General features: G+C 72.0%; 15 protein-coding genes and 1 pseudogene. 6 read left to right on the top strand and 10 right to left on the bottom strand.

Annotated features, from left to right (window positions below):
• The first annotated feature begins 22 nt into the window (after positions 1-22).
• Positions 23-997: a patatin-like phospholipase family protein gene (locus ACP56T_RS18440; protein ID WP_430913685.1), complete on the top strand. Its 975-nt coding sequence runs from the start codon at positions 23-25 to the stop codon at positions 995-997.
• Positions 998-1078: 81 nt separating this feature from the next.
• Here the strand turns inward: ACP56T_RS18440 and ACP56T_RS18435 are convergent, their stop codons facing one another.
• The gene (locus tag ACP56T_RS18435) at positions 1079-1510 is read right to left on the bottom strand and encodes a CBS domain-containing protein (protein WP_430913620.1); all 432 of its coding nucleotides are present in this window, start codon (positions 1508-1510) and stop codon (positions 1079-1081) included.
• A 178-nt stretch (positions 1511-1688) separates the two neighbouring features.
• Positions 1689-2510, bottom strand: a complete 822-nt coding sequence (locus ACP56T_RS18430) for a rhomboid family intramembrane serine protease (RefSeq protein ID WP_430913618.1) — start codon at positions 2508-2510, stop codon at positions 1689-1691.
• Between the two features lie 253 nt (positions 2511-2763).
• On the opposite strand from ACP56T_RS18430, the gene ACP56T_RS18425 reads away from it, so the two are divergent.
• The 4 genes from ACP56T_RS18425 to ACP56T_RS18410 all read left to right on the top strand — a co-directional run bounded on the left by ACP56T_RS18425 (position 2764) and on the right by ACP56T_RS18410 (position 5823).
• On the top strand, positions 2764-3384 hold the full coding sequence (locus ACP56T_RS18425; protein WP_430913617.1) for a PAS domain-containing protein: 621 nt from the start codon (positions 2764-2766) through the stop codon (positions 3382-3384).
• A 105-nt stretch (positions 3385-3489) separates the two neighbouring features.
• Positions 3490-4116: a PilZ domain-containing protein gene (locus ACP56T_RS18420; RefSeq protein ID WP_430913616.1), complete on the top strand. Its 627-nt coding sequence runs from the start codon at positions 3490-3492 to the stop codon at positions 4114-4116.
• A 214-nt stretch (positions 4117-4330) separates the two neighbouring features.
• Positions 4331-4960, top strand: coding sequence for a transglutaminase-like cysteine peptidase (locus tag ACP56T_RS18415; RefSeq protein WP_430913615.1), 630 nt, complete (start codon positions 4331-4333; stop codon positions 4958-4960).
• Positions 4961-5124: 164 nt separating this feature from the next.
• A complete protein-coding gene (locus ACP56T_RS18410; RefSeq protein WP_430913614.1) occupies positions 5125-5823 on the top strand; it encodes a transglutaminase-like cysteine peptidase in 699 nt (232 codons plus the stop codon).
• Between the two features lie 6 nt (positions 5824-5829).
• Here ACP56T_RS18410 and ACP56T_RS18405 read toward each other — a convergent pair whose 3' ends face one another.
• From ACP56T_RS18405 to ACP56T_RS18370, 8 genes are all read right to left on the bottom strand, one after another.
• Positions 5830-6159 carry a DUF6949 family protein gene (locus ACP56T_RS18405; protein ID WP_430913613.1) on the bottom strand — a complete coding sequence of 110 codons (330 nt, stop codon included), beginning with the start codon at positions 6157-6159 and terminating at the stop codon, positions 5830-5832.
• A gap of 125 nt (positions 6160-6284) precedes the next feature.
• Positions 6285-6500, bottom strand: coding sequence for a DUF3126 family protein (locus tag ACP56T_RS18400; protein WP_430913612.1), 216 nt, complete (start codon positions 6498-6500; stop codon positions 6285-6287).
• 141 nt (positions 6501-6641) lie between these two features.
• Positions 6642-7502, bottom strand: coding sequence for a serine O-acetyltransferase (gene cysE / locus ACP56T_RS18395; protein WP_430913611.1), 861 nt, complete (start codon positions 7500-7502; stop codon positions 6642-6644).
• Positions 7503-7825: 323 nt separating this feature from the next.
• The gene (locus tag ACP56T_RS18390; RefSeq protein WP_430913610.1) at positions 7826-8695 is read right to left on the bottom strand and encodes a helix-turn-helix transcriptional regulator; all 870 of its coding nucleotides are present in this window, start codon (positions 8693-8695) and stop codon (positions 7826-7828) included.
• 277 nt (positions 8696-8972) lie between these two features.
• Entirely contained in the window at positions 8973-9863 is an 891-nt protein-coding gene (locus ACP56T_RS18385; RefSeq protein ID WP_430913609.1) for a transglycosylase SLT domain-containing protein, read from the bottom strand.
• Positions 9864-10000: 137 nt separating this feature from the next.
• Complete coding sequence (locus ACP56T_RS18380) at positions 10001-10843, bottom strand: Cof-type HAD-IIB family hydrolase (protein ID WP_430913608.1); 843 nt, start codon at positions 10841-10843, stop codon at positions 10001-10003.
• Positions 10840-11406 carry a gluconokinase gene (locus tag ACP56T_RS18375; protein WP_430913607.1) on the bottom strand — a complete coding sequence of 189 codons (567 nt, stop codon included), beginning with the start codon at positions 11404-11406 and terminating at the stop codon, positions 10840-10842. Before ACP56T_RS18375 ends, ACP56T_RS18380 begins: the two co-directional genes overlap by 4 nt.
• Positions 11407-11464: 58 nt before the next feature.
• On the bottom strand, positions 11465-12802 hold the full coding sequence (locus ACP56T_RS18370; protein WP_430913606.1) for an alpha/beta hydrolase: 1338 nt from the start codon (positions 12800-12802) through the stop codon (positions 11465-11467).
• Positions 12803-13107: 305 nt separating this feature from the next.
• Between ACP56T_RS18370 and ACP56T_RS18365 the strand changes: the two are divergent.
• A pseudogene (locus ACP56T_RS18365) lies at positions 13108-13301 on the top strand (polysaccharide biosynthesis/export family protein); the annotation flags it as partial.

The raw sequence follows: 13301 nt of genomic DNA, 5'->3' as shown, positions 1-13301 counted from the left end.
GGCGCCGGCTGCGGCCCGCGAGGTGTTTCCGGCCGGCATCGTCGAGCCCGTGCGGGCGCCCGTGCGGCGCGGGCCCCGGATCGGCCTGGCGCTCGGGGGCGGCTCGGCGCGGGGCTGGGCCCATATCGGCGTCATCGAGGGGCTGGAGGAAGCCGGGATCTATCCCGAGGTGGTGGCGGGCTGCTCCATCGGCGCCGTGGTCGGGGGCTGCTACGCCGCCGGCAAGCTCGACGTGCTGACCGCCTTCGCGCGCTCGCTCACCAAGCGCCGGGTGATGGGCCTGCTCGACGTGAGGCTCTCGGGCTCGGGGATCATCGGCGGGCGGCGCCTGCGCAAGCATCTCGAGCGCGACCTCGCCGGGCGCGATCTCGATTCCCTGCCGATCCGCTTCGCCAGCGTCGCCACCGAGCTCGGCACCGGCCACGAGGTCTGGCTGACGCGCGGCGCCCTGGTCGAGAGCCTGCGCGCCTCCTACGCCCTGCCCGGCATCTTCCCGCCGGTGGCGCTGGGCGGCCGGCTGCTCATGGACGGCACCCTGGTGAACCCGGTGCCCGTCAGCCTCGCGCGCGCGCTCGGGGCCGAGATGGTGATCTGCGTCAATCTCAACTGCGACCCGCGTGTGCGCAGCGGCCGGGTGATCGAGCCCGAGGACGAGACGCTCGCCGCCATCGCCTCCGAGGTGGTGGAGGAGCGGCGCTGGCGCTTCCTGCGCGCCATGGGCGGCGGCCGTTTCCTGTCCAGCCGCCGCGACGAGGGCCCGCGCGCGCCGGGCATCGGACGGGTGATGTTCGATGCCTTCAACATCACCCAGGACCGGATATCGCGGGCGCGGCTCGAGCAGCACCCGCCCGACGTCGCCATCGCTCCGAAGCTCGCCGACATGGGACAGTTCGAGTTCCACCGCGCGGGGGAGGCCATCGCGCTGGGCCGTCAGGCCGCCCGTGCCGCCCTGCCCCGCATCCGCGCCGCGCTGGAAGGCGCGGAAGCCCGCGCCTGAGGCGGACCGCCTCGTCCGCGAGGATGGCGGGCTGCACTCGGGCGCCGCGTGGGCTTCCGAGAGCAGCCGGCCGGGACAGCCTCACGCCATGGTGATGTAGTCGCGCATGGCCTGATGCTCGGCTTCGACGGCCGCGATCCGGCGCTTGACCACGTCGCCGATGGAGACGAGCCCGACGAGCTTGCCATTCTCGCAGACGGGCAGGTGGCGGAAGCGGCCCTCGGTCATCAGCTCCATCACGTCCTCGACCGAGGTCTGGCGCGTGCAGGTGGTGACGTTGGCGGTCATGAAGTTCGCCAGCGGCTGATCGAAGGCCGCGCCGCCGTGGCTCGCGAGCGCGCGCATGATGTCGCGCTCGGAAAGGATGCCGGCGATGCCGCCATGCCCGTCCGAGACCACGACGGCGCCGATGCGCTTCTCGGCCAGGAGATGGATCGCCTGATCCAGGGTCCGGTCCGGCTGCACCGTGACGACGGAGCTTCCCTTCTCTGCGATGATGCGTGCGACGGTCATGATCGTTCCTCCCTGGACCGTTGGAGCGCCGTCAGCCCGCGGCGCCGTCCGATGCCGTTGACCCGGCCGGGTTGGATCCCGGCACATCGTCGATCGCGGCGAGTGTGTGGCGCTCCCGTCCCGAAGGCAAGCGCCCCACGCGGCAGGGGGTTGCAAAAAAAGCTCGGCTTGAGCCGGCTCAGGCGTGCCGGTTGCCGCCGTCGAGGAACGGGAACAGGAAGAACCCGGCGACGAATCCGCCGAGATGCGCGTCCCAGGCGACGGCCGCGCTCTCTACCCCCAGCGGCAGGGAGATCACTCCGAACAACAGGTTCGTGGCGAGCCAGATCAGCAGGAAGGTCAGGGCCGTGCGGTTGCGCATCAGCTCGGGGATCGTCTCCGGCGGGCGGCGCGGCGGCAGCTGCCAGGGGCGCGTGCCGTAGCCGCCCTCGGGCGGCGGCTGGAACACGAAGCGCGCGGCGGCGGCCATGAGCGCGGAGACTCCGGCCGAGGCGCCCACCAGCGGCGCCGTGCTGAAGGGATCGACGAGGACATGGGCGATGCCCCCCGCCACCGTGCCGGCGAGCGCCAGCGCCCCGTAGCGCCACGCCCCGCAGCGCCGCGCCACGGGCGAGCCGAAGGCGGCGAGCCAGACGCAGTTGAAGAGGACATGCATCCACGAGCCGTGCAGCAGCGCGTAGGTGGCGAAGGTCCAGGGCATGGCCTCGGGATTGGCCGCGACGTAGCGCGCGAAGGCTTCCCGCGCGGCCGCCACCTGCGGATCGGAGGCGGCCGCCGCCGCTTTCACCACCGCCTCCACCTTCGAGGGGTCGAGGGAGACCGTCCAGCGCGCCGGCAGGAGGGCGAGCGCGATGACGGCGCGGATGTCCCATTCGTCGGGCAGCACGAACTCGCGCAGCGCCTGGATCGCCATCAGCACGCCGATGGAGGCGGTGACGACGCCCGGCATGTTGAAGACGGGCACGCGGCTCTGGCGCGGGAAATCGGGGGAGGCATCCATGCCGCCACCATGTCGGTGCCGCGCGCGGGCGGGCAAGCCCCCCTCGCCCCGTCGCGGCGGCCGGTCGCGGCGTCGGCGGGGGCGTCATCAACAGCTCGTTAACCCTAACGAAAAGTTACCCGCGCCCCGCTCCGGGGCGGGGCATAGGGTGTGCGGCGGCACGGTCGAGCCGGCGCCGGGCGGGCCAGACCTTCCCCGGCGGCGGTTCGTTCAGGGACGAGCCCGAAACGCCAGCGTACCGATCCGGGATATCATGAAGCATCCGACGAGCCGCCTGCTCCACGGCTACTGGGACCGCCTGCGCGGCGAGCGCGCCGCCCCCGAGCGCGCCGAGATCGAGCCCGGCGAGATTCGCGGCCTCCTGGCCGACAGCCTCGTCCTCGAAGTCGACATGCCGACCCGCAGCGCCCGCCTGCGGCTCGCCGGCACGCGGGTCTGCGCCCTGTTCGGGCGCGAGCTGAAGGGAACGCCGTTCGCCGATCTCTGGGGCGGGGCTGACAGGGGGGGCACCCCCGGCCCCTGGCGCCTCGTCGAGATCGTGGGCGAGGACACCGCCGGGGTGGTGGCCGGCATCCGCGCCACCACGGAGCGCGGCGAGAGCCTCGATCTCGAGCTGCTGCTGCTGCCGCTGCGCCACCAGGGCCGGACGCAGGAGCGCATGCTCGGCTCGCTCAGCCCCGCCGGGATTCCCCCGTGGCTCGGCCTCAGGCCCGTCACCGGGCTCGTCACCACCTCCCTGAGGGTCCTCGGCCCCACCCGCGAGCGCGCGGCGCCGGACGCGGCCGCCTCCCTGCGCGATCTGCCGCTTCCCGCCAATGACAGCCTGCCCCTGCGCCGGGGCCATCTCCTCGTCCATCGGGGCGGGCGCGCCTGAACGGTTTCCCTCGGATGCGAGGGATCCCGGAAGGTCTTTCGTAACCCTCGCGACGCTAGAACGAGAGCGCTCGAATCGACGGCTACGGAGGCCCTGGTCGACTTCATGATCACGGTCGCCGCCCATACCGCGCCCCTCGCCTCGCGCGCCATGCTCGCCTCGGACAGCCGCCGCCACCAGCGCGTGAGCGTGGCCCTGCTCGGCCGCTACATGCTGTCCGACCGTCGCGAGTTCCCGTGCCAGACCGTCGACATGTCGCCGGGGGGCGTGCGCCTCACCTGCGCCGTGCTCGGCGAACTGGGGGAGCGGGTCGTGCTCTATCTCGAGCAGATCGGCCGTATCGAGGGCGCCATCGTGCGCCTGATGCCGACGGGCTTCGCCGTCCAGCTCAACGCCACGCCGCGCAAGCGCGACAAGATCGCCTCGCAGCTCACCTGGCTCGCCAACCGCGACAGCCTCGGCCTGCCCGAGGGCCGCAGCTACGAGCGTCTCGTGCCGGTGCAGGCCGGGATCGGCCTGCGCTTCGAGGGCGGCCGCACGGCCTTCGCGCGGATCATCGACTTCTCGATGTCGGGCGCGGCCATCGCCAGCGGGGCGCGGCCAGAGATCGGCGCGGCGATCACCGTGGGATCGACCCCGGCCCGCGTGGTGCGCTATTTCGAGGGCGGCTTCGGCGTGCAGTTCCTGCTGCCGATCTCGGCCGACCGCTTCCACGACGGCCTGGTCCTCTGAGGAACGGGCCGGGCTCCGGCTCGGCGGCGCCGGCACAGGGTTTCCCGATCCTCACCGCGACCCCGCGATTGCGCGGCAATCGGCTGTCCTCTCGTTCCCGGTGTTGCGAGCCCACATGGCCCGGCCGGCGAATCGATAAAATTGCGCGGATCGGCTTCAGCGGGGCGCAGCCGGCGTGGCGGCAATCTGTCCGAACTGGACGGAGATGGCCGCAATGCGCAGCAGGACGAAGATCGCACTCGGGTTCACGGCGCTGATGGCCGGGCTCGGCTTCGCCGGCACGGCGCGGGCGCAGGGCCTTCCCCTCCTGCCCGAGCCGACCGTCGCCGCGATGCCGCTGGGCGAGGCCAAGCCGATCGTCGCCTGGGTGTCGTTCTGCCGGTCCTACGCGGAGGAATGCGCGGTGGACACGTCCGAGCCGTCGCGGATCGCGCTGACGCCGGCGGTGTGGTCGAGCATCGTGGCGGTCAACCGCAAGGTGAACCGCTCGGTCGAGGCGATGACCGACATGGACCACCTGCGCGTCCCCGACCGCTGGGACCTCGCCGAGGACGGCATCGGCGATTGCGAGGACTTCCAGCTCCTCAAGCGCCATCTTCTGGCGAGGGCCGGGCTGCCGCGCCGGGCCATGCGGATGACCGTGGTGATCGACGAGAAGGGCGAGGGCCACGCGGTGCTGGCGCTCCTCACCGACCGGGGCGACCTGATCCTCGACAACAAGACCAGCGCCATCCTGCCCTGGCACCAGACCGGCTACACCTTCATCAAGCGCGAGAGCCAGGACGCCGTCGCCTGGGTCTCCCTCGGCGGCCTCACCTCCCCCGCCACCACCGCAAACCGGTGACGCGGCGGAAGCAAACGAGCATGCGGTTGCCCGTCTGCATCACCGTCCCGGATTGGAACCTTGCCGGACTTGCCGCGTTAAAGCCTCCTTCATTTTTCCATTGAGCCGCCCGCCGGCCCATGCGAGCTTTGCCGCCTGAGCAAAAGCCGGCGGGGCATCCCACCATGCGGCACGCGGTTCTCGACGGTCTCGGTCGCTTCGGCGGGGAGGACCGCTCATTCGTCCAGGCCGCGGCCAGCCGGGGCCGCCGCGCCGCCGCCCTGGGCCTCGTCGGAACCATCCTGATGCTGGGGGGCGCCGCCACGCAGGCCAGCCCCGGACCCGAGCAGCCGGAGAGCGCGTCGCCGGTGGAGACCGGGCCCACGGTGCGTCCGGTGGCGGCCTGGACGGCGTTCTGCGCCCGCAGCCCGTCGGAATGCACCGTCGACACCGCCGAGCCGGCGCGGATCCACATGACGACGGCGCTCTGGCGCACCCTCGGCAGCGTCAACCGGCGCGTCAACGCCCGGATCAAGCCGATCACCGACCAGGCCCATTGGGGCGTCGTCGACCGCTGGGACTATCCCGACGACGGCTTCGGCGACTGCGAGGACTATCAGCTCCTCAAGCGCCGGATGCTGGTAGAGCGCGGGTTGCCGCGCCGGGCGCTGCGCATGACCGTCGTCATCGACGACATCGGCGAGGGCCACGCGGTGCTGATGGTGCGCACGGACCGGGGCGACTACATCCTCGACAACAAGACCAGCGTGGTCCTGTCCTGGCGCAACACCGGCTACACCTACATCAAGCGCGAGGGGCAGGACGGCACGGCCTGGGTCTCGCTCAACGGCGGCGATTCGCCGGTGGCGACGGCCAACCGCTGAGGCCCCTCAGGCCCCGACGAGCAGGGCGGCGAGATCCACAGCGACCCGGCCGGAGAGCAGGCTCCAGCCGCAGGCGATCATCGTCGCCAGCATCACGAAGGGGATCGGGCGGCGCTCGAGGCGGCGGCCCTTCACGGTGTTGCGAAGGATGATGAAGGGGGCCGAGAAAGCCAGCACCGGCAGCACCGCCACCGCCGAGACCCCGCCGGCCTCCAGCAGGCTGAAGCTGGCGCGCCGCGCCGTGAACAGCTCGAAGGCGCTGGCGAGAAGCCCGGACAGGGCCAGGCCGATGCACAGGGTCTGGAGGTGCTCGATCGCCGAGGGGGTGAGGGTCATGCGCGCGCCACACGTCTTGGAGGACGCGCGCAGCTTAGACCGACCCTTAACGAAAGGTTAAGCGCAACCCTTCGTCAGGGTTAACCCCGTGCACAGGCCGTTCGGCCGGCGCGGGGCCCTGCGTCTCAGTCCTCGTCGAGATCGGTGTCGAGGATCGCCATCTGGAACTGGAAGGAGTGGTCGCCGTCCTCGTCGTCGACGGAGAGCACGCCGAGGAACTCCTCGCCGATATAGACCTCGGCCGAGTCGTCCTTCTTCGGACGCGCCACGACGCGCAGGTTGGTGTTGGAGAAGGTGCGGCGGAGGTAGTTCTGAACCTTCGCGATGTCGGTCTTGTTCACGGGCCTGTCGCCTCTCGCGCTGTCGGGATGCGGGACGCCGGGATACCGGGTTCGGGACGCCGGCGCCGGGGTGTCCGGTCGCCGCGTCGATTGCCACGCCGCCGCCGGGCGGGCAAGCGCGGCTGCGGCCTGCGGGCCCGTTCAGATGCCTTCGGCCATGTGGATGAACTCGTCCATGCTGACGAGCTGGTCCATGGCGCGGGAGGGCTCGGCGCAGCCGGCGGTGCCGACGACGCGGGCGGGAACGCCCACCACCGTGGTGTTGGGCGGCACCGGCCGCAGCACCACGGAGCCCGCCGCCACGCGGGCGCAGGCGCCGACCTCGATATTGCCCAGGATCTTGGCGCCCGCCCCGATCATCACGCCGCGCCGGATCTTCGGATGGCGGTCGCTGCCCTGCTTGCCGGTGCCGCCGAGCGTCACCGCGTGCAGGATCGAGACGTCGTCCTCGACGACGGCGGTGGAGCCGACCACGAGCCCGGTGGCATGGTCGAGGAAGACGCCCTTCCCGATCCGCGCGGCCGGGTGGATGTCGCACTGGAAGACCTCGGACGACCGGCTCTGGAGGTAGAGCGCGAGGTCGCGCCGGCCGTGTCCCCAGAACCAATGCGCGAGGCGATGCGCCTGGAGGGCGTGGAAACCCTTGAAATACAGCACCGGCTCGATCGCCCGCGAGGTGGCGGGGTCGCGGTCCATCACGGCGACGATGTCCGCGCGGAAGGCACGGCCGATGCCCGGATCGTCCGCGATGGCCTCGTGGAAGCCGTGCGCGACGAGCTCTGAAGGCAGCGAAGGATGGCCGAGCCGGGCCGCCACGCGATGCGCGACGGCGCCCTCCAGGGTCGGATGGTTGAGGATCGTCGCGACGATGAAGGAGGCGAGCTGCGGCTCGTCGCGCAGCACCGTCTCGGCCTCCCCGCGCAGGCGCGACCAGACCGGATCGAACCCGGCGACGGTGTCGTCCTGGCCCTTCGGGGGGCTGATGGCTGGGCTCGCCGACATGGCCTTCTCCTCGGGCACCCTCCCCGGCCGGGCATCCCGGCGGAGGTCGATCTTAGAAGCTATCCGGCGCTTCCAGAAGCGCCGGACAGCCTCTAAGCCATTGTTCTGCCGTATGTCCGGACGGAGAACCGGGATCCACTTCTCCTGGACATACTCTAGCGCGAAACCGCCCCGAACCGAATGACGGGGCTCCACGGCCGGCGGGGAGCGCGAAGCGCCTTCTCGCTGCGCCGCGTCAGGCTCCTAACCCTGGGGTCGGGAGCCGGCCCTATCAAGGGCCGGTCCCGGCCGTCCGGTGACACGGGCGGCCGTCCGCCTTCCGCTCAGGCCCCGAAGCGGGCCTCGATGGCCTCCACGAGACGGTCGACCATGGTTTCCACGGAGACGTCCGAGGTCTCCACCACCGAGGAGGCGCGGGCGTAGAGCGGCTCACGGCTCGCCAGCACGGCGCGCAGCTCCAGCATCGCGGTGGCATGGTCGCCGGTGGCGGCGAGATGCCCCTGGTCGCGCACCCGCTGCATATATTCCTCGGGCCGCGCCCGCAGCCAGATGGTGAAGAACGCCTGGAGCAGGAGGTCGTAGGTCAGGGGCTCGGCGACGATGCCGCCGCTGGTGGCGAGGATCATCGGGCCGGGATGCTCTGTGAGGCGGCGCAGGGCCGCCTGCTCCATCCGGCGGTATCCCTCCTGGCCGTAGATCGCGAAGATCTCCTGCACGGACAGGGCGTTCTCGCGCTCGATCTCGGCATTCAGCTCCACGAAGGCCCAGCCGAGCCGTTCGGCCGCGAGCTTGCCGAGGGTCGACTTGCCGGCGCCGCGCAGGCCCACCACGGCGACGCGCTGGCGCGGCTCGCCGAACGCGCCCTGGTCCCCACCGGAAAGGGCGCTCTTGGCCGCGGCGACCTGGGCCGGGCTCGCCTGGGCGAGGAGATCGCGCACCACCGACCATTCCGGCGTGATCTCCTGGCCGGAGACCAGATCGTCGAGCCGCACGCCCATGGCGTTGGCCACGCGCCGCAGCAGGATGATCGAGACGTTGCCCTGCCCGCTCTCGAGCTGCGCGATGTAGCGCTCCGACAGCCCGGAGGTCTGCGACAGAAGCTTGCGCGACAGGCCGCGCACCGTGCGCGCGTGGCGCACGCGCCGGCCGAGGTCGTTCAGGAACTGCGCTTCGTCTTCGCCTGCGCCGGTCATGGCGTCGCCCGTCTTTCCGATCCGTCGATCAGTGAGTGTGCCCTGCACAAATCCGGCCGGCCATCCCTGACGGAGGATGACCGGCGCCTCGTGACGCGACCGGATTATGGCGCCATCGTGCCGGGCTTCGTAGATAGACGTGTCGGTTGTGGTCGAATGATGACTTATATTGCAATACCGCAATGCGGTAGCGCATGGCATATCCGGTCGACCAGGCCGGTGTCACAGTCAAGCCCCAGAAAAGGCGCTGTCCGGCGGCGTTTTTGCCGCAGTGCGGCTACTGGGCCGGCGGCAGCGCCGTGGCTTCCAGCACGGGCGCCTCCGCGGGCGCCTTGCGCGCGACGGCGACGGGACGGCCGACGGAGGCGAGCATCTGCACGGAGGGCCGGCGCGGCGGCAGCGGCACGTCCACGCTCTCGGAGACGGCGCCGGCGGACTCCGCCGGCCGGGCCTCGGCCGGGGCGCCCTGGACGACGGCTGCCTGCGTCGGCGCGGCGGGGGTGACGGACATGTCGGCGAGGGCGGCCGGCGCGAGGCTCGCCATCTGGACGGCGTCTCCCCCGAAGGCGGAGGGGCGGCGGGGCGGCAGCGGCACCTCGACCGTCTCGGTGGGCATCGCCCCGGCGGCGTCGGGGGCGTAGGCCAGCGCCGCGCCCGTGCCGGCGGGGGCGGCCGCGCCGCCGCGCAGGGTGAACAGGCTGGCGAAGGCGCTGCCCGATGCGGGCGCGACCGGCGCCGGGGTCGGGGCCCGCTCGGCGACGTCGGTGGTGATGCCGAGGCGCTTGGCGGCGAAGTAGTAGCCGCGGTTGTAGTATTGATAGGCCAGCGCCAGGTCGCCCTGCGCGGCGCGGTAGGCGCCCGCGAGATAGGCGACGCCGTAGCGCAGGTTGGTCTCCGGGTCGTAGAGCCCGGCGGCGTCGCCCTTGTAGCCCATGCCGCGCGCCGTCGCGTGCTTGATCTGCATGAGGCCGAGCGCGCTGCCGCCCTTGGCATGCGGGTTGTAGTTGCTCTCCCGCTTGACGACCTTGTGAATGAAGCTCGCCGGCACCTTCTGGGCCTTGGCCTGCTGCTCGATCAGCGCGTCGATGTTGTCGCGGGCGGCCTGGGCCAGCACGGGGGCCGGCAGGCCCGCGAGGATCGCGGCCAGGAACAGGGGGCGGAGGCTCATTCGCAAGGACCCGAAGCACGTATCGTCACGGTCTAGGTCGGGGCGAATTGAGGCTGGAAAGCGGCTGCCCTGCGGTGCCGCCGGGGCGGCTTCGCCGTGACGAGCCGGCTGTGCTTACCGCGCCACAGGGCGGCCGGTCACGGGTTTCCGGCGCGTTTCGCGGGCAGGATGAAGCGCTCGACCGCCGAGGCGAAGCCGTCCGCGTCGTTGGCGAGGGTGACGCGGGAGGCCGCCGCCTTCACCCGCTCCTCGGCGTTGCCCATGGCGATGGAGAGGCCGGCGCGGGCGAACATCGCGCGGTCGTTGCCCGCGTCGCCCAGCACCGCGACCGCCTCCCGCGCGATGCCGAGCCGCGCCGCGATCGCCTCCACGAAGCCGCCCTTGTCGATGCCGGGCGGGGTCACGTCGAGATAGTAGGGCTGCGAGCGGTGGATCACGGCGCGTCCCCGGAAGGCGTCGGCCATCGTCTCCTCGAGCGCCGCGAGGGTTCCGGCATCGCCGCTCACGCCGACGATCTTGGACGCGGCCTCGAGCAGAGGCGACAGGTCGGAGACGATCGTCGGCTCCGCGTCGAGGGTGCGCCGCTCCACGTCGGTATAGGGCGCCGATCCGTCCCTCAGCGCCCATTGCCCGCGCGCAAAGACCCAGAGATCGACGCCCTCCGCCGTCAGGCGGGCGGCGGCCGCGCGCGCCGTCTCGGCCGGGATCAGGGTCTCGGAGAGAACCGAGAGATCGGGCGCGACCACGCTCGCCCCGTTGAAGGCGCCCATGGGCAGGCTCAGGCCGAGCTCCGCCGCGATGCCTTTCAGTCCGATGGGCGGGCGGGCCGAGGCCACGGTGAAGGCGATGCCGGCCGCGCTCAGCCGGCGGACCGCCTCGCGGGTCGCTGCGGTCAATCGCTTGCCGGAGGTGACGAGGGTGCCGTCGATGTCCGAGACCACGAGGGCGACGGGGTGCGGATGCGGATCGGTGCTCGTCATGCGTGTGCATCTCCCTCCGGCGGCATGAGGCCGAGCCGGCGCGCGATGGTGCCGGCGAGGGCCTCCGGCGTGCCCTCGATCGGCACCGTCGCCGCTGCCTCGTCGGCCGTGGGCTCCTCCAGCGTCGCGAACTGGCTGGCGAGCAGGCTCGGCGGCATGAAATGTCCGTGCCGCGCCCCGATGCGGGCCGCCACGAGGGCCGGATCGCCCTTCAGATAGGCGAAACGGACTTCCGGCCGTCCGGCGACGAGGACGTCGCGATAGCGCCGGCGCAGGGCCGAGCAGGCGACGATGCCCGTTCCGCCCGCATCGAGGCGCGTCCCGATCCAGGCCGCCACGGCGGCGAGCCAGGGCGCGCGCTCGGCGTCGGTGAGGGCCTGGCCGCTGCGCATCAGGGCGACATGGGCGGGAGTGTGGAGATCGTCCGCGTCGAGGAAGGGCCAGCCGAGACGCCGCGCGAGCGCCTCCCCGACGGTGCTCTTGCCCGAGCCGGATACGCCCATCACCACGACGATGCGCGGGGGCGTCCGGCCGGACCCTGAAGGAGGTTCGCGCGAGACCACCGGCCCAAGCTTGGGCGCCGGCACGGCCCGGCAAGGGGGGCGGCGAGGATTTGCGGCGTCAGGCCGCGACGCCGGCGGCGGGCGGGCAGACGGGGGGCACCTCCGGCCCGCCCTCCGCCTGGGGACGCAGGACGAGCGGGCGTTCGACGATCGGCTCCAGCACGCGCTCGCGCAGGCGCTGGGGGCCGAGGGTCATGGAGAAAAAGTCGTAGGCGCCGGGCACGTCGTTGGCGAGCAGGAACTGGAAATGCATCCGGAAGGGCCGGTTCTTGACCCTGGCATAGGTCTCCGGGCTCAGGATCTCGCGGAAGCAGGCCGAGCGCACGAGGGGGTTGGCCACCGGCGCGTCGCCGAGATCGAGGGCGAGATCCTTCTGCGGGATGAAGCCGGGGAAGTTCATCCAGTCCTGCGGGGCCTGGACGTCGAGCCAGACCAGCCGTGGGCTCGTCACCAGCGCCTTGACCTCCTCGCGCAGGGCCGCCGCCTGCGGCTGGATGGCGACCAGCGGCAGCCCCGAGCCGAGGGTGACGAGGGCGAGGTTCGTGGCCCCCTCCCCGAGCCGGGGATCGCGCGCCAGCACCCTGGCCGCGACCTCCACGGCGGTGAGCGCGCCGGAGGAATGGCCGACGATCATCACCTCGTCCACCGCCTCTCCGGCGGCGGCGAGTTCGGCGACGCGGGCGATCATGTGGTCGGCGAAGACGTCGAGGCGGCGGACGTAGTCGGGGCGGCGCCCCTGCCCGTGCTGGTAGTTGAACACCCAGTCGTTGAGGAGCTGCCAGAAGAAGATCCGGTTGAGCAGCGTCTCGATGGCGGCGATCCAGAGGATGCCGACGAGGATCGCGGCCGGCACGCTCGCCCAGAGCGGAAGCCGCATGCTGTGGCCGAAGCGGTCCCCGAGATGGTCGTGGACGACCATGCCGAGGACGACGGAGACCAGCGCCAGCAGCAGCACCATCACGAAGGGATAGAGGATGACGTTGCCGTATTTCCAGTTGAGCCGGTAGAACCGGGCCATGGCCCCCGCGACGATGCAGTGGGTCGTGCCCGCGAGCAGCAGCGCGACGCTCAGCGCGCGGGGACGGGCGAAGTCGCGCGCGACGATGTCGTCCCACAGGAGCACGTCGTAGCTGGTCTCGGCGCCGTTCGTCTGCGCGTGGGCGCCCACCCGCCAGCTCTGGACGAGGCCGCACTCGCTCAGGGAGGCCGGCGAGATCGCCCGCTTGCCTTCACCGAAGCGCTTCGTCCGGCGGGTCAACTCGCGCACGAACAGCAGGCGGTAGCGGGTGCGGCCCTCGGGATCGTAGCCGGGGATGTAGAAGACGTGCCGCCGCCGCACGGGACCGGGCCGGGAGGGCTGGAGGTCGGGCGGCGTGTAGCTCAAGGGGGAGGTCATGGCGCGCCGTCTCGTCCCCCGTGTGGAATCAGTGTTCCGCGCGCGGCATCCGGGCGGTTCTGTTGTGTTTCCGCGGCAGACTATCGCGCCGGAACTGACGAGGGCAATCTTTCCCGCCCGTCCGGCGGCGCGCGGGATTGATTTCGGGCATGCCTGTGCTCTTGTCGCCTCGGCGCCGGGCTGTGCGGAGCGGGGACGATCGTCCCGCCCCGGCCGGGTCCGGGCCGGACTGTGACCCCCCCGCCACGGACACCCGGCCGCCTTTCGGATAGGCAGCATGCGTGAGAACGCGGCGAGCCATCTGGATGCGGACTGTCCCACTCCTCCTGTGCGCCGCCTTCGCGGTCTCGGGCTGCTCGATTCTTCCTGCGTCCGGCCCGACGGCGGGAGCGGTTGCGGATGGGGCGGATGTGGCCACCGCCGAGGGCGTTTTCGCGCGCTACGAGCTCGTGGACATCACGCCGGCCGTGGTCGAGGCCCTGCGCACGCGCCCCCTCGA

The sequence above is a fragment of the Methylobacterium endophyticum genome, from assembly GCF_050591105.1.
Taxonomy (GTDB): domain Bacteria; phylum Pseudomonadota; class Alphaproteobacteria; order Rhizobiales; family Beijerinckiaceae; genus Methylobacterium.
Note: the sequence above shows the minus strand (reverse complement) of the source record. Positions and strands in the feature narration are given on the sequence as shown.